This is a genomic window from Hydrogenophaga sp. (assembly GCF_048549895.1).
Taxonomy (GTDB): Bacteria; Pseudomonadota; Gammaproteobacteria; order Burkholderiales; family Burkholderiaceae_C; genus Hydrogenophaga.
The window spans coordinates 1-21,143 of record NZ_JBLYYB010000100.1; the positions used below are offsets into that span (position 1 = coordinate 1).

Sequence of the window (21,143 nt, forward strand, 5' to 3'; positions counted from 1 at the left end):
AAGCTCGGCAGGTCAAACACCAGCATGACCATGCCCTTGATGCCGGGCGCAATCCGGAACTGGTCGGTGCTGTGCCGCATGTGAGAGAGGAAGTCCCGGTAGAACAGCGTCTTGCCCTGCTTGGCCAGACCAAGCGCGTTGTAAAACTCCGCGCGCGGTTTGCGCGGCATCAGGCTGCGCAGAAACTGCACATAGGCGCTGGGGATTTCCATGTCGACCATGAAGGTGGCGCGCGCAAAGCTGAACAGGATCAGCAGATCGTCTTCGCCGAAGAGCGCGGCGTCCACCACCAGTTTGCCGTCGGTGTTGTGCAGGATGGGCAGGGCAAACGGCACCTCCTGGAAGCCGTTGATGATCTTGCCGACCACATACGCACCCTTGTTGCGGAAGAACAGGCCCGAGAGCACCTGGAACTGGAAATTGGCGCGCAGCTTCACGTGGTCGAAGTGCCGCTTCATGGCGGTCAGCACCAGCCCGGCATCGCGCGCAAGGTCTTCAAACGGCACGCGCAAATCAAAGTCCTGCAACAGGCGCAGCGCCTCGGCGGGCATGGTGTCGGCCGTGGGGTAGTAACAGCGGTAGGTGGGCTTCGTGCTGGGCTCGTCGTTCTCGATGTACTCGGTGGACACCGCGGGGCGCACGAAGATGAAGTCGTTCTGGAAGTACGCGCGCCGCAGGATCTTGGTGGTGACCGAGTTGAAGAAGGTCTCGGCCAGCTCGGGCTGGTGGTGGTTCACCAGCAGCCCGATGTAGTGCAGCTTGACCTGTTCCCACACGTCCATGGGTTGCGCGTCGGCGCCGAACTCCTTCATGAGCCGCATCACACATTCCTTGACCCGCAGGTCGTAGAACTCGATGCGCTCGCGCTGTGCGCGCTGCTGGCCCAGCCAGTCGCGCGTCTCGAACCGGTGTTGGGCGCGCGCCGACTCGGTGCGGAACAGCCGGTAGTGCCGGTTGAAGCCGTCCATCATGGCCTTGGCAATCGCGTAGGCCAGGGTCGAGTCGAGGCGCTGGGGGAACATGGCGTGTCCCGTCGGGAAGTGAAACGGGAGGTGCCGCCGCCGCTCAGCTCTGGCGCACAGCGCCCACGCCCGCCACAGCCTGGCGGTAGGCGGCGTCGATCTGGTCTTTGTTGTCCACCGTCATGTGCATGTCGTGCAGCAGGCCGTCGCGCAGGCCGTACACCCAGCCGTGCAGCGTGAGCGCCTGCCCACGCGCCCAGGCGTCCTGCACCACCGTGGTTTGCGCCACGTTCATCACCTGCTCGATGGCGTTGAGCTCACACAACACATCGGCGCGGTGCTGCTCGGGCGTGGCGTCGAGCAATGCCGAGTGACGGTCGCGCACGTCCTTGATGTGGCGCAGCCAGTTGTCGGCCAGGCCCACGCGCACGTCGCGCAGCGCGGCCTGCACACCACCACAGCCGTAATGCCCCACCACCATGAGGTGTTGCACCTTGAGCATGTCCACCGCGTACTGGATGGTGGAGAGGCAGTTGAGGTCGGTCGGCACCACCACGTTGGCCACGTTGCGGTGCACGAACACCTCGCCCGGGTCCAGGCCGGTGATCTGGTTGGCGGGCACGCGGCTGTCGGAGCAGCCGATCCACATGTACTGCGGGCTCTGCTGGGCCAGCAGGTCGGTGAAGAAGCCGGGGCGCGCGGCCACCATGTCGGCGGCCCAGACGCGGTTGCGGTCGAAAAGGTCTTTGAGTTCGGAAGTCATGGCGCGATCTTAGGGGGTGGGGTCGTGCTTCAGCAGGTCTCGGCAAACAACTCGCGGCCGATCAGCATGCGGCGAATCTCGCTCGTGCCGGCACCGATTTCATACAGCTTGGCGTCGCGCCACAGGCGGCCCAGCGGGTACTCGTTGATGTAGCCGTTGCCACCGAAGATCTGGATGCCGTTGCCCGCCATCTTGGAGGCCTCTTCCGCGCACCACAGGATGACCGAGGCGCAGTCCTTGCGCACCTGGCGCACGTGTTCTGCGCCCAGCAGGTCGAGGTTTTTGGCCACCGTGTAGGCGAACGAGCGGCCGGCCTGCAACACGGTGTACATGTCGGCGACCTTGCCCTGGATCAGCTGGAATTCACCGATGCTCTGGCCGAACTGCTTGCGGTCGTGGATGTAGGGAACGATGTTGTCCATGACGGCCTGCATGATGCCCAGCGGCCCGCCGGTGAGCACGGCGCGCTCGTAGTCCAGCCCGCTCATGAGCACCTTGGCGCCGTTGTTCAAACCACCCAGGATGTTTTCGACCGGCACCTCGACGTTGTTGAACACCATCTCGCCGGTGTGGCTGCCGCGCATGCCGAGCTTGTCGAGCTTTTGCGCGGTGCTGAAACCCTTCATGCCTTTTTCGACGATGAAGGCGGTGACGCCGCGCGCGCCCATTTCAGGCTCCGACTTCGCATAGACCACCATGGTGTCGGCATCGGGCCCGTTGGTGATCCACATCTTGCTGCCGTTGAGCAGGTAGTAACCGCCCTTGTCTTCCGCTTTCAGCTTCATGCTGATCACGTCCGACCCGGCGCCCGGCTCGCTCATGGCGAGTGCACCCACGTGTTCGCCGCTGATGAGCTTGGGCAGGTATTTCGCGCGCTGCGCTTCGCTGCCGTTGCGCTTGATCTGGTTCACGCACAGGTTGCTGTGCGCTCCGTAGCTCAGACCCACGCTGGCCGAGGCACGCGAAATTTCTTCCATGGCGATCATGTGCGCCAGGTAGCCCATGCCGGCACCACCAAACTCCTCGCCCACGGTGATGCCGAGCACGCCCAGATCGCCCATCTTGCGCCACAGGTCCATGGGGAACTGGTCGCTCTGGTCGATCTCGGCCGCGCGCGGGGCGATCTCGGCCTGCGCGAAATCGCGCACCGCGTCGCGCAGCGCGTCGATGTCTTCACCGAGCTGGAAGTTGAGGCCGGGCAGGTTGGTCATGGGTGGTGTCTCCAAAGAATGATTCGGTGGGCCTCAGCCCTGGATGTTGTCGCGGCCGACCACGGCCATGAGCGTGCAGCCCATGGTGGCGACCAGTTTTTCCTGTCCGCCGTCGATGGCCCACGCCTGCCCTTCGCACACCGTGACGGTGCGCCCGGGTTTGATGACGGTGCCGACCATGCGGAAGTGCTGGCCCTGTGCAGGCGCCAGCAGGTTGATCTTGAACTCGATGGTGAGCACCGCGGCCTCAAGCGCCATGAGTGAGAACCCGGCGTAACCACAGGCCGAATCGAGCGCGGTGGCCACCATGCCGGCGTGCAGAAACCCGTGTTGCTGCGTCAGCGGCTCGGCCCAGGGCAGCGTGATCTCCACCCGCCCGGGTTGAACCACCGCCAGCGTGGCGCCCAGGGTACGCATGGCGGCCTGGCGGGCAAAGCTCGCGCGCACGCGGGCTTCAAAGTCGGGGTTGCGGGGCTCGAAGGTGGCTCGGTTCATGGCAATCCTCTCAAGCGGACTGGCTGAAGACAACGAGCACCAGACCCACCGCCGCCGGTAGCGCCTGCACAAAGAGGATCTTGCGGCTCGCGGTGGCCGCGCCGTACAGGCCGGCGATCAGCACACACAACAAAAAGAACACCTTCACGCCGAAGCCCTCGGGCCCCAGCCACAAACCCCACAGCAGGCCGGCGGCCAGAAAGCCGTTGTACAGGCCCTGGTTGGCAGCCAGCACCTTGGTGGCCGCTGCCGACGCGGGCGTCTGGCCAAAGGCGCGCAAGCCCGCAGGCTTGTCCCACAGGAACATCTCGAGCACGAGAAAGTACGCGTGCAACAGCGCGACGAGCACAACAACAATGCTGGCAATCAAGGACATGGCGACTCCTCCAACAAATGACTCAGGACTTTTTGTCCAGCTTGGCCAGCAGGGCGCGGGCTTCTTTTTCGTGCACCTTCACCTCGTCGAGGTTGGCCACCAGATCGGCCATCTGCTCTTCGAGCTGGCGGCGGTGGTCGGCCAGCACGGTGAGGAACTTGCGCAGCTGCGGACCGGTGTCGCGCGGGCTGTCGTAGGTGTCGATGATGTCCTTGGCTTCGGTCAGCGACAAGCCCAGGCGCTTGGCGCGCAACGTGAGCTTGAGGCGCGTGCGGTCGCGCGCCGAATACACCCGGTTGCGCCCGCCCGGGCCTTCGCGCTGAGGCTCCAGCAGCCCCATGTCTTCGTAGAAACGGATGGCGCGGGTGGTGAGGTCGAACTCGCGCGCCAGATCGCTGATGGTGTAGGTCGGGTTCGTCGCCATGGGTTCGTGCCCTGTGATTGACGTTTACGTCAACGTCATTCGGCGATCTTAACGGAATCAAACCCGCGAGAAACCGCCCGGACGCGCGTCACTCGCCCAGTGGCACGGCCGCGCTGCGCAGCGCCTTGCGCCGCGACGCGTGGTCGGGCATGACGCTGGCGACCACGTCCCAGAACTGCGGGCTGTGGTCCATGTGGTGCAGGTGGCTGAGCTCGTGCACCACCACGTAGTCCACCATCTCCAGCTTGAGGTGGATCAGGCGCCAGTTCAGGCGGATGGTGCCGTCGGCGCTGGCACTGCCCCAGCGTGTGCCCGCGCTGGAGAGGCGCAGCTTCGAATAACTCACACCGAGCTGCGGCGCAAAGTGGTCCAGCCGCTGCGCGAACAAGGCCTTGGCCTGTTTCATCAGCCAGGCCTGCGCGGCGTCGCGGATCTGCGCTTCATTGGCGTTGCCCGCCAGCCCCAGGCGCAGCGTGGCCAGGGTCTCTGAACCCGCAGCCGCCTCGAACACCGCGCCCACCTGCGTGAAGCCGTGCGCCGGGTCGAGCACCAGGCGCAGGCGCTCACCCAGGTAGTCGAACTCCGCACCATCGGCCCAGGTGATGCGCGCTTGCGCCAGGTCGCCCGCGCGTTCGCGTGCGCTCTGCAGTTTCTCCAGCACCCAGGCCGACTTGTCGTGCAGCAACGCCTCGACCTCACCCACCGGCGTCCAGCGCGGCGCGCTCACGCTCAGACCGTCCGGGCTCACCGACAGGCCGATGGTGCGGCGTTTGCCGCGCTTGAATTCGTAGGCCACCTCGCACGAGCCCAGGCGCAGCGTGCGGTTGGCGCGCGGGTGGTGCCAGGCCGCAGGCTGGAACACCTGGTTCATCGGCAGCGCGGGTGCGGCGGCCACATCGGACCGCGGCGATGGCGCGGGCCGCAGCGGCTCGGGGTCGGGGCCACCGAGAAAATCGAGCGCCAGCTGGAGGAAACGCTGCATCGCCTGGCTCAGCCTTGGGGGTAAGCCGTCGGGTCGAGCCGGCGCATTTCCGCCTCGATCCAGGTCTCGACCTCGCGCATCAGTTCATCGGGTTCACGACCCACGCTGGGAATCGGCTTGCCGATGGAAAACTCCACCGTGCCCGGCTTCTTGATGAACGCCTTGCGCGGCCAGCACTTGGCCGAGGTCACGGCGATCGGGATCACCGGCGCGCCGGTCTCCACCGCCAGGCGCGTGCCGCCGCTTTTGTAGGTGCCCTTCTGGCCGCGCGGGATGCGGGTGCCCTCGGGGAACATGATCACCCACGTGCCCTGGTTGAGCAGGCGCTGGCCTTGCTCCACCACCTTGTTGAAAGCCTGTGCGCGCTTGCTGCGGTCGATGTGGATCATGTCCATGCGGCCCATGGCCCAGCCGAAAAACGGCACGTAGAGCAGCTCCTTCTTGAACACATAGGCCAGCGGATGCGGCATCAGCGTGGGCATGCAGAAGGTTTCCCAGGTGGACTGGTGCTTGAGCAACAAAATGGCCGGCGCGGTGCTGCCCACCGGCAGGTTCTCGTACCCGATGACGTCGTTGCGGATGCCCAGGATTAGCTTGCCGCTGTTCACCGCCAGCTTGAGCCAGCCGGCGCACATCCAGTAGATCTGCGTGCTGTTGAGAAACGGTGCGGCGATCAGCACCGCCAGCCCCCAGGGCACCACGGTCACCGCCATGAACAGGGTGTGCAGAATGGCGCGCAGCAGGTTGATCAGGATCATGAGTCGGTTCAGGTCGTGGGCTGGGAGAGCAGCCAGTCGGCAAAGTCGCCGAGGTCTTCGTGGGTGTGGGTGCCGGGCGGCAGATCGGGTGCGAGCGCGGCAAGGTCGGCGTCCGAGCCCATGCCGAGACGGCCCCGCAGATGTTCGGATTGCCCGGTGAGCAGCAGGTGGGTCGGGCAACCCGCCACCCCTGCGGCCCTCACGTGCCGCAGCGCGTTGCCCGCCGCGGGCACACCCGCCAGCGACACGCCGTACCGCTCCCCGATCTGGGTGAACAGCCCCGGCAGTGGCTTGCGGCAGTGGCAAGCCTCATCGGGCGCGTGCGGGCAGAAAAACACCGCGTCCACCCGCGCCCCGGCCGCGGCCAGCTGGCGGTGCATCTTGGCGTGGATGGCATTGAGCGAAGCCATGTCGAACAAGCCGCGTCCGATGCCGGATTGATTGGTCGCCAGCACCACTCGCCAGCCACCCTGGTTGAGCCGCGCCACCGCCTCCAACGCACCGGGCAACGCCTCCCACTCGTCCGGCGAAGCGACGTAGTCGTCGCGGCTGCGGTTGAGCGTGCCGTCGCGGTCGAGGATGAGGAGTTTCATGGCGGTCTCAGGTGGCCAAGCGCGAGAGATCGGCCACGCGGTTCATGGCGTCGTGCAGTTGCTTGAGCAAACCGAGGCGGTTGGCCTTGAGCGCGGGGTCGTCGGCGTTGACCATCACGCCGTCGAAGAAGGCGTCGACCGGGGCGCGCAGGGCGGCGAGCGATTGCAGGCTGGCGGTGTAGTCACCGGCGTCGAACTTTGCGTTCGCGGCGGGCACGGTGGTCTGCATGGCGGCGAACAGGTCTTTCTCGGCTTGTTCGATCAGCGCGGATTCGTTCACCGTTGCGGCCGCTTCACCCTCGGACTTCTTGAGGATGTTGCCGATGCGTTTGTTGGCGGCGGCGAGGGCCGGGGCTTCGGGCAGGGCGGCGAAGGCCATCACCGCGTGTAGGCGCTGCTCAATCGCAACCAATCTTTGCGGCTGCTTCGAAAGAACTGCATCGATTTCTGAGTTCGAGTACGTCTGCGTCCGCGAAATCCCTTCACTCGAACGAATGGATCGATCACTGTCGCGGAAGTACCCGCGCAACCTTTCGTACAGAAACTCCTCTAGCTCCGCCGACGTTTCGGCAATCAGACTGCCAAAAGCACTTGCAGTGGTTTTCAAAAGCCAGTCGAGATCCGCCGGCACCTTCTCTTCGATCAACATCCGCACCACCCCCAGTGCATGCCGCCGCAACGCAAACGGATCTCTATCACCCGTCGGCAAATTGCCGATACCGAACATCCCAACCAGCGTCTCGAGCTTGTCGGCGAGAGCAACGACCACACCAACTGGGTTGCGTGGCAGGTCGTCGCCCGCGAAACGCGGTTTGTAGTGGTCTTCAATGGCAAATGCCACGTCCTCTAGCAGCCCATCGGAGAGGGCGTAGTAACGCCCCATGATGCCCTGCAACTCGGGGAACTCTCCCACCATGTCAGTCAACAAGTCAGTCTTCGCCAGTCGTGCCGCCTGCGCAACTGCTTTAACGAAGTCAGCTTGCCCCTTTTCATCAACAAAGCCCTGACGGACCAAGTCTTGCGCTATTGCTTGCGCGATCTTTAGCACGCGCTCCGTGCGCTCACCCTGCGTGCCCAGCTTGTTGTGATAGACCACCTTGCCCAGGCCCTCGACGCGCGAAGCCAGCGTCTTCTTGCGGTCCTGGTCGAAGAAGAACTTCGCGTCGGCCAAACGCGGGCGCACCACGCGCTCGTTGCCGCCGATCACCGCGCTCGCGTCGGTGGGGCTGATGTTGCTGACCACCAGGAACTGGTTCGTCAGCTTGCCGGCCGCGTCGAGCAGCGGAAAGTATTTCTGGTTCGCCTTCATCGTGAGGATCAGGCATTCCTGCGGCACGCCGAGGAACTGCTGTTCAAACTCGCAGATGAGCACGTTGGGCCGCTCGACCAGCGCGGTCACTTCGTCGAGCAGGGCGTCGTCTTCAATGGGCTTGCAGCCCCCGCCCACCTTCGCGGCAGCGGCGGCCAACTGGCGTGCGATCTCGGTCTTGCGCTCGGCGAAGGAGGCGATCACCGCGCCCTGCTCAGTCATCTGTTGTTGATAGCTGTCTGCATCACGGATGGCGAAGGCCTTGGGGTCGCACTCGAATCGATGACCCTCGGTCATATTGGAGGCTTGCAGCCCCAGAGCACGAATTCCAATCACCGTTGAACCATGCAGCGCCACCAGACGATGCGCCGGGCGCACGAACTTCACATCGGACCAGCCGTCGGCCAACTGGTAGGTCATCACCTTGGGGATCGGCAGCTTGGCGATCGCTTCGTCGAGCGCCTTCTGCAAACCGGTGGCAATGTCAGCCCCAGGCGCCACGCTGTCATAAAACAGTGCTTCGGCCTTGCCGTCGGGTGCGCGCTTGAGGCCGGCCACGGCGGATGCGTCGGCGCCGAGCGCGCCCAAGCGTTTGAGCAGTGCAGGGGTGGGCTGGCCGTTGGCGTCCAGGCCCACGTTCACCGGCATGAGTTTTTGCGACACGGCCTTGTCGGCAGCGCGGGTGAGCACACCGGTGACGTGTGCGGCCAGGCGGCGTGGCGAGGCGAAGGCCGTCACCGTGGCATCAGCCGGCGCCAGGCCCTGGACCCTGAGCTGGTCGGCCAGCACGGAGGCGAAAGCGTCGCCGAGTTTCTTCAAGGCCTTGGGGGGCAGCTCTTCAACAAACAGTTCAACGAGCAGGTTCTGTGCGGTCATTCTTGTTCTTTCTCCGGGCGCTCACGCGGCCTTCTTCGTCATCTGGTCCACCCACTCGCGCGGCGCCATGGGGAAACCCAGGCGCTCGCGGCTCTCGTAGTAACTCTGGGCCACGCCGCGTGCGAGGTTGCGGATGCGGCCGATGTAGGCGGCGCGCTCGGTCACGCTGATGGCACCGCGCGCGTCCAGCAGGTTGAAGCTGTGCGCGCACTTCAAGACCTGCTCGTACGCGGGCAGCGCGAGCTGCTGCTCCATCAGGTGTTTGGCCTGCTTCTCGTGTGCGGTGAAGGCGGTGAACAAAAAGTCGGCGTCGCTGTGCTCGAAGTTGTAGGCCGACTGTTCCTTCTCGTTCTGCAGGTACACGTCGCCGTAGCTGAGCTTGGAGCCGTCTGCGCGCTGGGTCCACACGAGGTCGTAGACGTTGTCCACGCCCTGCAGGTACATGGCCAGGCGCTCCAGGCCATAGGTGATTTCGCCGGTGATGGGTTTGCAGTCGATGCCGCCCACTTGCTGGAAGTAGGTGAACTGCGTGACTTCCATGCCGTTGAGCCAGACCTCCCAGCCCAGGCCCCAGGCGCCGAGCGTGGGGTTCTCCCAGTCGTCTTCCACAAAGCGGATGTCGTTCTTTTTCAGATCAAAGCCCAGCGCTTCCAGGCTGCCGAGGTACAGCTCCAGGATGTTGCTCGGCGCGGGCTTCAAGACCACCTGGTATTGGTAGTAGTGCTGCAGGCGGTTGGGGTTCTCGCCGTAGCGGCCGTCTTTGGGGCGGCGGCTGGGCTGCACGTAGGCGGCTTTCCAGGGCTCGGGGCCGAGCGCGCGCAGGAAGGTGGCGGTGTGGCTGGTGCCGGCGCCCACCTCCATGTCGTAGGGCTGGAGCAGGGCGCAGCCTTGCTTGTCCCAATAGGACTGCAAGGTCAGGATGATTTGCTGGAAGGTCAACATGGGGCTGGCGCGTGGGCCGCGCAGAAGAAAGAAGGAGCGCGCCGGGCACGGCCGCGCAAACCCCCGATTTTACGGGCGCGCCCCACCTGGCCGGGCGCGTCTGGTCACTTCGTTGGCGCGGTCTTGGCCGCAGCGGGATCGCCCTTGGTCTTGGCCAGGGCGAAGTACTTGGCGAGCCACAGGCGCGCGATGTGGGCCTTGGAGATCTTCTTGAAGAAAAAGCTGATCGGAATGCCCACCGATTTGACGTCCGAGACCTGGGTGATGTAATTGTCGAACGAGTTCATCAAGGTGTTGAGATCAACGATCTTGTTGCTGCCGTGGTCGATGCTGCCCAGCCCCTGGATGACGCTTTGCATCAGCCCACTCTGCAGAGCCACCTGCTGGCCGCCCTTGAGCGAACCCTCGGCCATGGAGCTTGCGGTCTGGTGTGAATCAAAAGACCGGCCCGGCACGCTGGCGCCGGTGCGCTGCGGGTCGTCGAGCAAGCTCGCCACCCCCATGCGCAGCTGCGACGAGGCCAGCGAGGGCACGCTGCCGAGCACGATGAGGTTGACATGGGTGGACACGTTTTGTGTGCTGAGCAGCTTGCGCACGTTGTCCAGCACCGATTCGTCCACGCCAAAACCCCCGGTGGCGGCCTTGAGCCAACCCCCCATGCGCATCTGGTCCTGCACCGCCTCTTCCTGCTCGGCGCCCAGACCGGTGCCGGTCATTTCGTTGTTGACCATGTGCACCATGCCGATGAAGCTGGAGCCGTAGTTCGCACCGGTGAGCAGGGTGAGGTTGTTGGCGTCGGCGCTGCCACCCTGGGCTTCGGAGGCCTGGATCATCGCGGCCAGATCGGTGGTGTTGATGCCCTCGCCCGCCTTGCTGTGCACGCTGTTCCACACCTCCACCGCCTTGTCCACATCGAGATTGAGCGGTTGCAACATCGCCGAGGAACGGTGGGTGGCGCTGGCGGTGATCACGATGGTGCCGATCAGGCTGTGGCTCTTGAGCTGCTGATGCACCTGCGCCGCAGCGGCCTTGGGCACGTCCCGCGCCGAGGGGCCCAGCGATGAGGTCGATTCCCGGATCACGCTCTCGATGTTGGCAATCGCCGTCGCACTGGTGTCGTCGTTGCTGCCGTATGAGAAATACTGGAGATCGATCTTGATGGAGTCGGACGCCAGCGGCAGGCGCTCGACCTGCACGCCTGAAAAGTCCAGCGGGCTCTCCAGCCCCGCCACGTTCTCAATCGCCGCCACCTCTTCGCGCAGCTGCTGCACGCCGGTGTCGTTGGTGATGCGCGCCGTCATGTAGTCGCGCGCGGCGTCGCTCACGTGTTGGTTGAGTTCGGCAATGCGTGCCTTGAGATCGGTGATGTCCACCCCCAGGCTGACCAGTTCGTTGATCGTCATGCTCAGCCCGCGCCGCATGGCAATGAACGAGTTCATGCGCTCGAACGCGGCATCGGTCTTGGCCTGCAGGCCGGCGATCTTCTCCAGCCGGCTGAGCAGATCGGTGTTGACGACGTGTCCCAGCACCAGCGAGGGATGATCGAACGGAATGGATGACGCCATAGAGAGAGCCCTCAAGGATGCCCCGCCAACAAGGTCGGGGGGTCTTGAGTTGTACCAACGCACCCGGCGTGGTGTCTGATGGACTTCTGAGCGATTCCTGCCGAATCGCTGATGCGGTGCAGCGGCTCAGCGCCGCCGGGTGCGCCCGCCCCGGCGGCCCAGGCCGCGCAACGACGCAATGACGAGCACCAGCACCAGGCAACCGACCCACATCGGCATCAGGCCCCAGCGCGCCGTCCACTGGGCGTAGGGTGTGATGCCGCTGCGCCCCTGCACGGTGGCCTCCAGCCGGCCACGCGTGAGGCGCTCCAGCTGATGCGTGACCACACCGTTGTGGTCGATCACTGCGGTGGCGCCGGTGTTGGTGGCGCGCAGCATGGGGCGGCCCAGCTCGATGGCGCGCAGGCGCGAGATCTGCAGATGCTGGTCGATGGCCACCGAGTCGCCGAACCAGGCGATGTTGCTCAGATTGATCAGCACGCTGGGGGCGGTGGCCGCGTCGGTGAACGAAGCAGCCAGCTCTTCGCCAAACAGGTCTTCAAAACAGATGTTGGGCGCCACGCTTTGCCCCGCCACCGCCCACGAAGCTTGGGCGAGGCCACCCCGGTTGAAGTCGCCCAGCGGGATGTTCAGGAGGTCGGTGAACCAGCGAAACAGCGGCGGGATGAATTCACCGAACGGCACCAGGTGGTTCTTGTCGTAGCGGTAGATGCTGGCGCCCAACGCACCGGGCACGGCGACCCGGTCCCGCTCCTTCGCGGCGGTCTCGGGGCTCAGGCCCCACACCGAATTGGTGTAACCCTGCTCCAGACTGCCCAGCGGCAGGCCGACCAGGGCGCTGACGCCACCAGCGCTTTGCTCGGCCAGGCTGCCGAGCAGTGGCCGCCAGAACTCGGCGCCAAGCTGGTTGGGCAGCAGCGGAATGGCGGTCTCGGGTGCGACCACCAACTGCGGGCCGGTCGCGGGGTTGGCGCGAGCAGCGTCCACCGCCATGGCCATCTGTTGCGGATACCACGCCAGCGCCTGCGCGATGCCGGTGCCGGGCACGAATTTCTGGTCTTGCGGGATGTTGCCTTGCAGCAGCCACACGCGCAGTTCGCCGGTGCCGGCGGTGCCGCGCTGCCCCAGCGTTCGCCAGGCCTGTCCACCGCCGAGCATGCTCACCAGCAAACCGCCCACCAGCACCAGCAGGACCAAAGACCGCGCCAGGCCCCACCAGCCGTCGGTCAACCCGGGCACCACCCGCGCCTGCACGCGTGCACCGGGCGCAGCCATGCGCGAGCCTGCGGCGGTGCGCCCGGCGGGCCGGCTCACCGGCGAGAGCATCCAGGTGCTCAAGCGCCGCCACAAACCCGAGACCACGGAGGCCAGCGCGTAGGCCAGGATGGCTGCCAGAAAACCCATGCCGTACACGCCCACGAGTGGTGCCCAGGGCGCCATCAAGTCCACCTGCGCATACCCGCCAGCACCCCACGGGAAGCCGGTGAACCAGTGGCCCCGCGCCAGTTCGGCCAGGGTCCAGAGCGAAGCAAACAGCAGGGCCTGCGCAGTGCGCGACACAGGCGCCCAGCTGCACAGCAGGCCCACAGCCACGGCGTAATAAATGGAGAGCGCACCCGCCAGCGCCAGCACCGCCAGCACCGCCAGCCAGGCCGGCAGACCGCCAAAGGTGTGCAGCGAAATGAACAGCCACCAGAACGTGCCCGACAGCCAGGCCGTGGAAAACACCCAGCCCCGCCAGGCCGCCTGCCCCACGCGCGTGGCGTACTGCAGGGCCAGCACCAGCAGGGACAGCGAGACGATCTGCCAGAAGCCGCTGGGTTGTCCGGCGTTCATGCCCGGCAGGCTCCAGCCGGTGAACGGCCAGGCAATGGACGCGGCCTGCAACGCACCGCCCAGCAGGCAGACCCAGAACCAGAAGAACCCGCTGCCGCGTGCGCTGCGCCCCGGCGGGCGGCGGCTCATCGGGTTGAAGCTCGATGGCGTGTGAAGCGATCCAAAGAGGCTGCGCATAAACCGGGCGGGCTCGGGGCGGGGCTCAGGGCTCGGCCGGAACCGGCATGACCTTGAACCACTTCACCGCACCGCCCTTGGTGTGCAGCACCACGAAGCGCAGGCCTTCGAGCTCGTGCACCTCACCGCGCTTGGGCACATGGCCCATGGCGTGGGCGATCATGCCGCCGATGGTGTCGAAGTCGTCTTCAGGCAGCTTGAGGCCAAACGACTCGTTGATGCGCTCGATCGGCGTGTCACCACTGACGCGCCAGGTGCTGTCGGCCAGGGCAAAGATGTCGCCCTCGTCTTCGGCCACATCGAACTCGTCTTCGATCTCGCCGACGATTTCTTCCAACACGTCCTCGATGGTGATGAGTCCGGCCACGCGGCCGAATTCGTCGATCACGATGGCCAGGTGGTTGCGGTTGCCGCGAAACTCGCGCAGCAGGTCGTTGAGGCCTTTGGTCTCCGGCACGAAGGTGGCCGGGCGCAACAGAGCGCGGATGTTGAGTTCGGGCGCGCGCTGCAGCTTGAGCAGGTCTTTGGCCAGCAGGATGCCGATGATGTTTTCGCGCTCGCCCTCAAACACCGGAAAGCGCGAGTGCGCGGTGTCGATGACCAGGTGGAGCAACTCATCAAACGGTGCGTCGATGTCCAGCACATCCATGCGCGGGGTGGCCACCATCACGTCGCCAGCGGTCATGTCGGCGATGCGGATCACGCCTTCTAGCATCACACGCGATTCTGCGTTGATGATGTCGTTGTCCTCGGCGTCGGCGAGGGTTTCGATCAGCTCGTCTTTGGAATCCGGCCCGGGGTGGATGAACTCCGCGAGCTTTTGCAGGAAACCACGTTTGTCGACATGCCGCAGACTGCGCTGCGACCCACCACTGGGAGGGGATTCGGCCACTGAAGGTTGGGGAGTTGTAACGGTGCGAAAGGATACCGCAAGCAGGTGGCACCAAGCAAAGATGCGGCCAAGCCGCAGATGCCCTCCAAGGCCGCGTCAGCCGCGTGCCCGTTCGCGGGCTTCGCGCACGCCCTGGCGAATGTCCTGCAACACGCTGAGCAGGCGCCAGAACTGCTTGGCTTGCACCTTGAGGTGGTAGTCGGTGAGGGCCACCTGCTGGTTGACCAGCTCGGTCACGCGCGAGTCGAAGTCGGCGGGCGGCAGGCGCAGGTGGGCTTCGGACTCGGAACCATCGCGCTCGATGATGGCGCCCGCGTGCCGCGCGATCTTCAGCATGGCGGTGTTCTCCGACAGCGCATGGATGAAGAGCTGCGTCACGCCTTCGTTGCGCGCATGCATGACCGCGCGTTCAAACAGGCGGCTGCCATACCCGCGACCGCGCGCGCTTTTGGACACCGACACGCCGAACTCGGCACAGCTGGTGTATTGCGGGTCGATCGAGAAGGCCAGGTGGGCCATGGCGATCAGGTCAAGCCGGCGGTTGAAGATGCCGAAGAGTTCGTCGCGCTCGAAATTGAGCTGGTCCACATAACGGGTGATCTGCTCGTCGTTGGCGGCGTAACCGAAGCGCAGGTAGCGGTCGTGCGGCTCCAGGGCGAGCAGGTGGGCAAGAATGCGTTCGCGCTGGCCGGGGCCAATGGAGCGGATGGGCACCACGACGCTGCTGGACGGAAAGTGCTTGTCGTCGGAGGTGCGTGAGGCGCCCGCAACGGTGCCCACCGTTGCCTGGGCGGGGGGCGTTGAAGATTTGAACCATCGGGTGGGATCGACCATGGCAGAACTGTAAGGGTTATCCCTATATCGACAAGGACTGAAGTCCCTAAACGGGCGGTTTCCCGATGGGCGGGCAGCGAGCGACCGCCGGTCGTGCGACAGCGGTCTACAGCGGCAGCGCGGTCGTGCTTTTCACACGGTCCATCACAAAGCTGGTCTTGCAGTCCTGCACGCTGGGGTGTTTGAGCAAGGTGTCCATGATGAAGCGCGAATACGCCGCCATGTCGGCCACCACCAGGCGCAACTGAAAGTCCATCTCGCCGGTGAGCGCCGCGCACTCCACCACCTCGGGCCACGCCATCACACTGGCCCGGAACTCGTCCATGGGGTTGCGTTTGGCGCTGCCGGCGTGTTTCTCCAGTCGCACGTTGACGTAGGCCGTGAGACCCAGGCCCACCGCTTCCGGGCGCACCAGCGCCACGTAACGGTCGATCACCTGCGCCTCTTCCAGGCGGCGCACCCGACGCAGCACGGCGCTGGGCGACAGGCCCACCGTCTCGGCGATCTGGTCGTAGGTGGCACGGCCATCGGCCTGCAGGCTGCGCAATATGTGACGATCAAGCTTGTCCAGTGCTTCCATTTGTTGAACTATGCAGTTTTCCTGCAAGAATGACAAGCGGAGCGCCCCAAAACGCCGGAATCGTGACAGGCTGCGCCGATACATTGGTTCATCCCCCCAGCCCACGGAGACCGCCATGAACTCAGCCCTGCCCACCGCCGCCCAGACCGCCGTCACCCACGTGGACAACCCCATGGGCACCGACGGCTTCGAGTTCATCGAGTACGCCGCGCCCGACCCGGTGGCCATGGGCGCGCTGTTCGAGCGCATGGGTTTCAAACCGATTGCCAAACACCGCCGCAAGGCCGTGACGCTGTACCGCCAGGGCGAGATCAACTTCATCATCAACGCCGAGCCGGACAGTTTTGCGCAGCGCTTCGCGCGCCTGCACGGCCCCAGCGTGTGCGCCATCGCGTTCCGTGTGGCGGACGCCAAGGCGGCCTACGAACGCGCCATTTCGCTGGGTGCCTGGGGCTATGCGCAGTCGGCGGGCCCGGGTGAGCTGAACATCCCGGCCATCAAGGGCATCGGCGACTCGATCATCTATTTCATCGACCAGTGGCGCGGCAAAAACGGCGCCAAGACGGGCGACATCGGCAACATCGGTTTCTTCGACGTGGACTTCCAGCCCATCGCCCAGAACTCGGGCGCCGAGCTCAACCCGGTGGGCCACGGCCTGACCTACATCGACCACCTCACGCACAACGTGCACCGCGGCCGCATGGACGAATGGGCCGGCTTCTACGAGCGCCTGTTCAACTTCCGCGAGGTGCGTTACTTCGACATCGAAGGCCAGGCCACCGGCGTGAAGAGCAAGGCCATGACCAGCCCCTGCGGCAAGATCCGCATCCCGATCAACGAAGAAGGCAACGAGAAAGCCGGCCAGATCCAGGAGTACCTGGACCGTTACCACGGCGAAGGCATCCAGCACATCGCCATGGGTTCGACCAACCTGTACGACACCGTGGACGCGCTGGAGCTCAGCGGCGTGAAGCTGCTCAACACCAGCGAAACCTACTACGAGCTGCTGCCCAAGCGCATTCCGAACCATGGTGAAAACGTGGAAGCACTGAAGCAGCGCAACATTCTGGTGGACGGCACGCCGGGTGAATTGCTGCTGCAGATCTTCAGCGAGAACCAGCTCGGTCCGATTTTTTTCGAGTTCATCCAGCGCAAAGGCAACCAAGGGTTCGGCGAAGGCAATTTCAAGGCGCTGTTCGAGACGATGGAGCTCGACCAGGTGCGCCGTGGTGTGTTGAAAGCCTGACATGGCGGTGGAACCCGTTGTCTATGGCGCCAGCGAGCGCCCGCCGCGCGGCGACTACGCGCGGGCTCAGGCCGACTACACCTGCGCGCAGAACTGGGCCGCCTACACCGAGGCGGATCACGACACTTACGGCCGTCTGTACGAGCGCCAGACCGCGCTGCTGCCGGGCCTGGCCTGTGATGCGTTCATCGAAGCGTTGCCGTCGCTGGGGGCTCGCGACCGCATCCCCCGGTTCGAGGACATCAACAAGCGCCTGAAGCCGGCCACCGGCTGGGAGCTGGTGGCCGTGCCTGGTCTCATTCCCGAGCGCCCATTTTTTGACTTGCTGGCGAATCGGCGCTTTCCTGTCACCGACTGGATCCGCACACCCGACGAGTTCGACTACGTGGTTGAGCCCGATGTGTTTCACGACCTGTTCGGCCACGTGCCGCTGCTGTTCAATCCGGTGTTCGCCGACTACGTGCAGCGCTACGGCGCGGGTGGCTTGAAGGCGCACGACCTGGGCTCGGGCGAGCTGCTGTCGCGGCTGTATTGGTACACCATCGAATTCGGGCTGATTCAACAAGCCGACGGGCTGCGCGCTTACGGCGCCGGCATCCTGAGTTCGTCGGGTGAGCTGCGGTACAGCGTCACCAGCCCGCAGCCACAGCGCATCGCACTCGATCTGCTGCGCTGCATGCGCACCCGCTACAAGATCGACGACTACCAGGCCACCTACTTCGTCATCCACAGCTTCGGTCAGTTGTTCGACATGACCGCGCCCGACTTCGCACCGCTCTACGAAGCCGTGCGTTCGCTCGGCGACTTGCCGGCGGACGCCACCATCGCCAGCGATTCCGTCATCACCCTCGGGTGAAACGCCAGCGCCACGTGTGCGGCACCCACCACGAGGCGGTTGTCGGCCCCCGGCAGGGTGGCGGTGGAGGCGGGGAACACGATGTTGTCGGTGTTGCTGTACCAGCAGACAAACAGGTTCGCGTTGCGTTGTGGATGCAGCGCCAGTTCGCGCGCCACCAGGCCCTGCTGCCAATCGCAGTCGTGGCGCATCTGGCGGCCGTTGGCCAGGTGGCTGAAGCGGGCGAGCCAGGTGCCGCGGTGCGGCGTGCCGATGGTGATGATCTTGTTGACACGCAAGGCCGCTCCGGGTTCGTCCGCCAACCAGGCCCGCGCCGCCAAGCCGCCCATGCTGTGGCAGACCAGGGTGGGCGCCTGGCCCGTCAGCGCGGTGGCCCGCGCCACAGCCTCATCAATGATCGGTGCGTAGTCGTCGATCGATCCGAAGATGGGCTCCAGATTGACCGACACATAGGGCACGCCGAGCGCTTGCAGCCGCTCCATCCAGGGCAACCAGAACCCCCGGTTGCAGAAGAAGCCGTGCACGAGCACCACGGCGGGAAACGAGGCCGGCGACGCGACCGAGGCGTCGGGCAACCGACGCCAGCGAAACGGCTGACGCCATGCAAACACCAGCGGCGCCACTTTCACTTCCTGCCACCATGCGCCCAACCATTCGACGCTGCGGGCGCGTGGAGCCTGGTCTGCGCGATTGATGACGGCAGCCGCCACCGTTTCGATGCCCAGGATCACCGCGTGACCCAGTGTCAGCGCGGCGAGGCCTGCAAACATGGCCATCAAGGAGCGGGGCCAGTGCCACCAGAACCAGGCGGTGGCAAGAGCGACTGCACCCGCCACCAAGACCTGTTGCAGGCGCGCCAGCGACGAAGTTCGATTGCTGTGGCAGGTGCGGCGATGGCGCTGTGCTGTTTCCATGCACAAACTATGGCATGGGTTGGCTGCGACCTTGTTCCAATGACCTTGCGAGACACCGTGGCGAACGCAGCCCGGCTAGACTGTTTTGCCATGTCCGCGAGCCCATCCGCCAGCGCATCCGATCTGATCCGAACGCACCTCGCGCGCGTGAGCCAGCTGCGTGCTCAGGCCCAGGCAGAAGGCGTCCAGACCGCCGTGGACCACATCAAGCACCTCCAAGCCCGTCGGTTTCGCAGCACCTATGCCGACTTTCTCGAAAACTCACGGTATGCCCCTGCGACACACTTCTTTCTCGATGAACTCTACGGCGTCCACGATTTTGCTCGGCGCGATGCCCAGTTTTCACGCATCGCTGGCGCTCTGGAGCGCCTGTTCCCCGAAGCGGTTGCGCAGCTCGCCGTCGACCTGTCGGAAACGCACGCACTGACCGAGGTGCTGGACCACCAGCTGGCCACCCACTGGCTGACCCTGGACACAAGCCTCTCCCCCGTTGAGCGCTACATACTGGCTTGGCGCCGCACCGATGCCCGCGCATCCCGCGAAAGGCAGCTTGCGGTCGTTCAACACATGGGACTTGAGCTCCAGCGTCTCACCCGCATGAAAACGCTTCGACTCGGGCTGAGCATGATGCGCAATCCCGCCCGGGCTGCGGGACTCGACGCTTTGCAACACTTTCTGGAAAGCGGCTTCGATGCATTCGCGTCCTTGGGCGACGCACGCCCGTTTCTCGAGACGATCCGCCAAAGAGAATCGAGCTGGGTAGATGCCCTGTTTGACCAAGACCTGATGTCCTGCTGTCGCAGCTTGAGCGAAGAGCTGACCCGCAGCAAGTGATCCACATACCCTGTGACGTCGTTCGCTCATTTCAACAACACCAGCGCCATGAACGACAACCCGCCCCCCTCTACCGCCGCCTCGCGCTTGATGCAGATCGGCGTCACCGTCTTCGAACGGGGATGGCTCTCCTCAAACAACGTGCTCATTCAAGGCGAGGCATCAACCGCGCTGGTGGACTCTGGCTACTGCACACATGCAACGCAAACCCTTGCACTCGTTCAAGAAGCCCTGAAACAACGACCACTCGACCTCCTGCTGAACACCCATTTGCACAGCGACCACTGCGGAGGCAACGCAGCGCTTCAATCGGTGTTCCCCAAACTCACCACCTTGGTTCCTCTAGGCCAGGCCACAGCCGTTGAGCACTGGGATCCCGTGGCCCTCACCCACGAGCCAACCGGACAGACCTGCCCCGCGTTCAACATCCAAGGCGTCATGACCCCGGGCCAAACGATCCGGTTGGGCGACGCCCTCTGGGAAGTCCACGCGGCCAAGGGCCACGACCCACATTCCATCGTTCTGTTCGAGCCCAACAGCAGGGTGTTGATCTCGGCCGACGCCCTTTGGGAGAACGGATTCGGAGTTGTCTTTCCAGAACTGGAGGGAATCGATGCATTCGACGAGGTCGCCGACACCTTGTTGCTCATCAAGGCCTTGAACCCGCTCATCGTGATACCCGGCCACGGCGCAGTGTTCGAAAACGTTGAGAGCGCTCTGCAACGAGCACACAGCCGTCTGGATCAGTTTGTGAAGAGCCCTGATAAACACCGCAGACATGCGTTGAAGGTGCTCATCAAGTTCAAACTGCTCGAATGGCAATCCGTCAGCTATCAAGATTTGTTCACCTGGTACGTGAACACACCCTACATCGCAAGCATTGAAAAACGAAAGATCTCACCAGAGCCAAGCAATCTGGATTTGTCTCTCATTTCACTGTTCGACGCTCTCGCATGAAGCGGGGCCTTGCGATTGGAGGGCGACCGCGTTATCGACGCATGAGTTGTTCAACAACAGCCCCATCTCCCACTTGAGCACAATTGGATTCCAGAACGCCCAACCCCCCAGGTACCTTAAGGTACGGGGGGGTTTGGGGGGCTGGGTAAGAGCCTGACGATGACCTACTTTCACACGGGAACCCGCACTATCATCGGCGCAAAGGCGTTTCACTGTCCTGTTCGGGATGGGAAGGAGTGGTACCACCTCGCTATGGTCGTCAGGCATAACTTGTTGCTCCGGCTGTGCTGATGCACAACCGGAACGAATTCATAGAGCTTCGAATCAGCTGATTTTTGATTGCTGCCAACGAGTTGAATCGACATATCGATTCATATCGGCACACACATGACATTTCTGTCATTTGACATTTGACTTTGAGATTGTATCAAAGTTATAGGGTCAAGCCTCACGAGCAATTAGTATCAGTTAGCTTAACGCATTACTGCGCTTCCACACCTGACCTATCAACGTCCTGGTCTTGAACGACTCTTCAGGGGGCTCAAGGCCCCGGCAGATCTCATCTTGGAACGAGTTTCCCGCTTAGATGCTTTCAGCGGTTATCTCTTCCGCACTTAGCTACCCGGCAATGCCACTGGCGTGACAACCGGTACACCAGAGGTGCGTCCACTCCGGTCCTCTCGTACTAGGAGCAGGCTTCCTCAAATCTGCAGCGCCCACGGAAGATAGGGACCAAACTGTCTCACGACGTTTTAAACCCA

At 64.2% G+C, this 21,143-nt stretch carries 21 protein-coding genes and 2 rRNA genes; 4 read left to right on the plus strand and 19 right to left on the minus strand.

The genetic code is table 11. From position 1 onward, the window contains the following. From ACN4F8_RS10380 to ACN4F8_RS10455, 16 genes are all read right to left on the minus strand, one after another. A partial coding sequence (locus ACN4F8_RS10380; protein ID WP_419473520.1) for an isocitrate dehydrogenase kinase/phosphatase AceK regulatory subunit occupies window positions 1–1,022 on the minus strand: 1,022 nt, incomplete at its 3' end. 43 nt (window positions 1,023–1,065) lie between these two features. Further along, on the minus strand, window positions 1,066–1,725 hold the full coding sequence (can, locus tag ACN4F8_RS10385) for a carbonate dehydratase (protein ID WP_419473521.1): 660 nt from the start codon (window positions 1,723–1,725) through the stop codon (window positions 1,066–1,068). A gap of 29 nt (window positions 1,726–1,754) precedes the next feature. Continuing rightward, window positions 1,755–2,936, minus strand: a complete 1,182-nt coding sequence (locus ACN4F8_RS10390; RefSeq protein WP_419473522.1) for an isovaleryl-CoA dehydrogenase — start codon at window positions 2,934–2,936, stop codon at window positions 1,755–1,757. Between the two features lie 33 nt (window positions 2,937–2,969). After that, complete coding sequence (locus tag ACN4F8_RS10395; protein ID WP_419473523.1) at window positions 2,970–3,431, minus strand: PaaI family thioesterase; 462 nt, start codon at window positions 3,429–3,431, stop codon at window positions 2,970–2,972. Window positions 3,432–3,441: 10 nt separating this feature from the next. Further along, complete coding sequence (locus tag ACN4F8_RS10400; RefSeq protein WP_419473524.1) at window positions 3,442–3,807, minus strand: DUF1304 domain-containing protein; 366 nt, start codon at window positions 3,805–3,807, stop codon at window positions 3,442–3,444. A 22-nt stretch (window positions 3,808–3,829) separates the two neighbouring features. Further along, entirely contained in the window at window positions 3,830–4,231 is a 402-nt protein-coding gene (locus ACN4F8_RS10405; protein WP_069048001.1) for a MerR family transcriptional regulator, read from the minus strand. Window positions 4,232–4,319: 88 nt separating this feature from the next. Then, window positions 4,320–5,213 carry a M48 family metallopeptidase gene (locus ACN4F8_RS10410; protein WP_419473525.1) on the minus strand — a complete coding sequence of 298 codons (894 nt, stop codon included), beginning with the start codon at window positions 5,211–5,213 and terminating at the stop codon, window positions 4,320–4,322. An 8-nt stretch (window positions 5,214–5,221) separates the two neighbouring features. Continuing rightward, on the minus strand, window positions 5,222–5,962 hold the full coding sequence (locus ACN4F8_RS10415; RefSeq protein WP_419473538.1) for a lysophospholipid acyltransferase family protein: 741 nt from the start codon (window positions 5,960–5,962) through the stop codon (window positions 5,222–5,224). A 17-nt stretch (window positions 5,963–5,979) separates the two neighbouring features. Further along, window positions 5,980–6,564 carry a D-glycero-beta-D-manno-heptose 1,7-bisphosphate 7-phosphatase gene (gene gmhB, locus ACN4F8_RS10420; RefSeq protein WP_419473526.1) on the minus strand — a complete coding sequence of 195 codons (585 nt, stop codon included), beginning with the start codon at window positions 6,562–6,564 and terminating at the stop codon, window positions 5,980–5,982. Window positions 6,565–6,571: 7 nt separating this feature from the next. Then, window positions 6,572–8,749, minus strand: coding sequence for a glycine--tRNA ligase subunit beta (gene glyS, locus ACN4F8_RS10425; RefSeq protein WP_419473527.1), 2,178 nt, complete (start codon window positions 8,747–8,749; stop codon window positions 6,572–6,574). A 21-nt stretch (window positions 8,750–8,770) separates the two neighbouring features. Then, entirely contained in the window at window positions 8,771–9,691 is a 921-nt protein-coding gene (gene glyQ / locus ACN4F8_RS10430; protein ID WP_305344678.1) for a glycine--tRNA ligase subunit alpha, read from the minus strand. A 104-nt stretch (window positions 9,692–9,795) separates the two neighbouring features. After that, window positions 9,796–11,256 (minus strand): hypothetical protein, encoded by a 1,461-nt coding sequence (locus ACN4F8_RS10435; protein ID WP_419473528.1) that lies wholly within the window; start codon window positions 11,254–11,256, stop codon window positions 9,796–9,798. Between the two features lie 126 nt (window positions 11,257–11,382). Beyond that, complete coding sequence (gene lnt, locus ACN4F8_RS10440) at window positions 11,383–13,221, minus strand: apolipoprotein N-acyltransferase (RefSeq protein WP_419473529.1); 1,839 nt, start codon at window positions 13,219–13,221, stop codon at window positions 11,383–11,385. Between the two features lie 73 nt (window positions 13,222–13,294). After that, on the minus strand, window positions 13,295–14,161 hold the full coding sequence (locus ACN4F8_RS10445; protein WP_419473530.1) for an HlyC/CorC family transporter: 867 nt from the start codon (window positions 14,159–14,161) through the stop codon (window positions 13,295–13,297). A 96-nt stretch (window positions 14,162–14,257) separates the two neighbouring features. Beyond that, complete coding sequence (locus ACN4F8_RS10450) at window positions 14,258–14,995, minus strand: GNAT family N-acetyltransferase (protein ID WP_419473531.1); 738 nt, start codon at window positions 14,993–14,995, stop codon at window positions 14,258–14,260. Between the two features lie 106 nt (window positions 14,996–15,101). Then, window positions 15,102–15,575: an Lrp/AsnC family transcriptional regulator gene (locus tag ACN4F8_RS10455; protein WP_419473532.1), complete on the minus strand. Its 474-nt coding sequence runs from the start codon at window positions 15,573–15,575 to the stop codon at window positions 15,102–15,104. 115 nt (window positions 15,576–15,690) lie between these two features. Here ACN4F8_RS10455 and hppD point away from each other — a divergent pair, with 115 nt between their 5' ends. Beyond that, window positions 15,691–16,821: a 4-hydroxyphenylpyruvate dioxygenase gene (gene hppD, locus ACN4F8_RS10460; RefSeq protein WP_419473533.1), complete on the plus strand. Its 1,131-nt coding sequence runs from the start codon at window positions 15,691–15,693 to the stop codon at window positions 16,819–16,821. 1 nt (window position 16,822) lies between these two features. Further along, window positions 16,823–17,677: a phenylalanine 4-monooxygenase gene (gene phhA / locus ACN4F8_RS10465; protein ID WP_419473534.1), complete on the plus strand. Its 855-nt coding sequence runs from the start codon at window positions 16,823–16,825 to the stop codon at window positions 17,675–17,677. Here phhA and ACN4F8_RS10470 read toward each other — a convergent pair. Continuing rightward, window positions 17,599–18,591 carry an esterase/lipase family protein gene (locus tag ACN4F8_RS10470; RefSeq protein ID WP_419473535.1) on the minus strand — a complete coding sequence of 331 codons (993 nt, stop codon included), beginning with the start codon at window positions 18,589–18,591 and terminating at the stop codon, window positions 17,599–17,601. The genes phhA and ACN4F8_RS10470 overlap by 79 nt on opposite strands. Before the next feature lie 57 nt (window positions 18,592–18,648). On the opposite strand from ACN4F8_RS10470, the gene ACN4F8_RS10475 reads away from it, so the two are divergent. Together ACN4F8_RS10475 and ACN4F8_RS10480 are read left to right on the plus strand one after the other, a co-directional pair. Continuing rightward, a complete protein-coding gene (locus ACN4F8_RS10475) occupies window positions 18,649–19,425 on the plus strand; it encodes an FFLEELY motif protein (RefSeq protein ID WP_419473536.1) in 777 nt (258 codons plus the stop codon). Window positions 19,426–19,473: 48 nt separating this feature from the next. Next, a complete protein-coding gene (locus ACN4F8_RS10480) occupies window positions 19,474–20,382 on the plus strand; it encodes an MBL fold metallo-hydrolase (RefSeq protein WP_419473537.1) in 909 nt (302 codons plus the stop codon). Window positions 20,383–20,533: 151 nt separating this feature from the next. Here ACN4F8_RS10480 and rrf read toward each other — a convergent pair. Further along, window positions 20,534–20,646 (minus strand): 5S ribosomal RNA (gene rrf, locus ACN4F8_RS10485). 173 nt (window positions 20,647–20,819) lie between these two features. Beyond that, window positions 20,820–21,143, minus strand: a 23S ribosomal RNA gene (locus ACN4F8_RS10490); the annotation flags it as partial.

What these genes read in the sequence shown, in the direction of transcription:
- can (WP_419473521.1), bottom strand. Translation starts at nt 1,725, where the DNA reads ATGACTTCCGAACTCAAAGACCTTTTCGACCGCAACCGCGTCTGGGCC.
- ACN4F8_RS10390 (WP_419473522.1), bottom strand. Translation starts at nt 2,936, where the DNA reads ATGACCAACCTGCCCGGCCTCAACTTCCAGCTCGGTGAAGACATCGAC.
- ACN4F8_RS10395 (WP_419473523.1), bottom strand. Translation starts at nt 3,431, where the DNA reads ATGAACCGAGCCACCTTCGAGCCCCGCAACCCCGACTTTGAAGCCCGC.
- ACN4F8_RS10400 (WP_419473524.1), bottom strand. Translation starts at nt 3,807, where the DNA reads ATGTCCTTGATTGCCAGCATTGTTGTTGTGCTCGTCGCGCTGTTGCAC.
- ACN4F8_RS10405 (WP_069048001.1), bottom strand. Translation starts at nt 4,231, where the DNA reads ATGGCGACGAACCCGACCTACACCATCAGCGATCTGGCGCGCGAGTTC.
- ACN4F8_RS10410 (WP_419473525.1), bottom strand. Translation starts at nt 5,213, where the DNA reads ATGCAGCGTTTCCTCCAGCTGGCGCTCGATTTTCTCGGTGGCCCCGAC.
- gmhB (WP_419473526.1), bottom strand. Translation starts at nt 6,564, where the DNA reads ATGAAACTCCTCATCCTCGACCGCGACGGCACGCTCAACCGCAGCCGC.
- glyS (WP_419473527.1), bottom strand. Translation starts at nt 8,749, where the DNA reads ATGACCGCACAGAACCTGCTCGTTGAACTGTTTGTTGAAGAGCTGCCC.
- glyQ (WP_305344678.1), bottom strand. Translation starts at nt 9,691, where the DNA reads ATGTTGACCTTCCAGCAAATCATCCTGACCTTGCAGTCCTATTGGGAC.
- ACN4F8_RS10435 (WP_419473528.1), bottom strand. Translation starts at nt 11,256, where the DNA reads ATGGCGTCATCCATTCCGTTCGATCATCCCTCGCTGGTGCTGGGACAC.
- lnt (WP_419473529.1), bottom strand. Translation starts at nt 13,221, where the DNA reads ATGAGCCGCCGCCCGCCGGGGCGCAGCGCACGCGGCAGCGGGTTCTTC.
- ACN4F8_RS10450 (WP_419473531.1), bottom strand. Translation starts at nt 14,995, where the DNA reads ATGGTCGATCCCACCCGATGGTTCAAATCTTCAACGCCCCCCGCCCAG.
- ACN4F8_RS10455 (WP_419473532.1), bottom strand. Translation starts at nt 15,575, where the DNA reads ATGGAAGCACTGGACAAGCTTGATCGTCACATATTGCGCAGCCTGCAG.
- hppD (WP_419473533.1), top strand. Translation starts at nt 15,691, where the DNA reads ATGAACTCAGCCCTGCCCACCGCCGCCCAGACCGCCGTCACCCACGTG.
- phhA (WP_419473534.1), top strand. Translation starts at nt 16,823, where the DNA reads ATGGCGGTGGAACCCGTTGTCTATGGCGCCAGCGAGCGCCCGCCGCGC.
- ACN4F8_RS10470 (WP_419473535.1), bottom strand. Translation starts at nt 18,591, where the DNA reads ATGGAAACAGCACAGCGCCATCGCCGCACCTGCCACAGCAATCGAACT.
- ACN4F8_RS10480 (WP_419473537.1), top strand. Translation starts at nt 19,474, where the DNA reads ATGAACGACAACCCGCCCCCCTCTACCGCCGCCTCGCGCTTGATGCAG.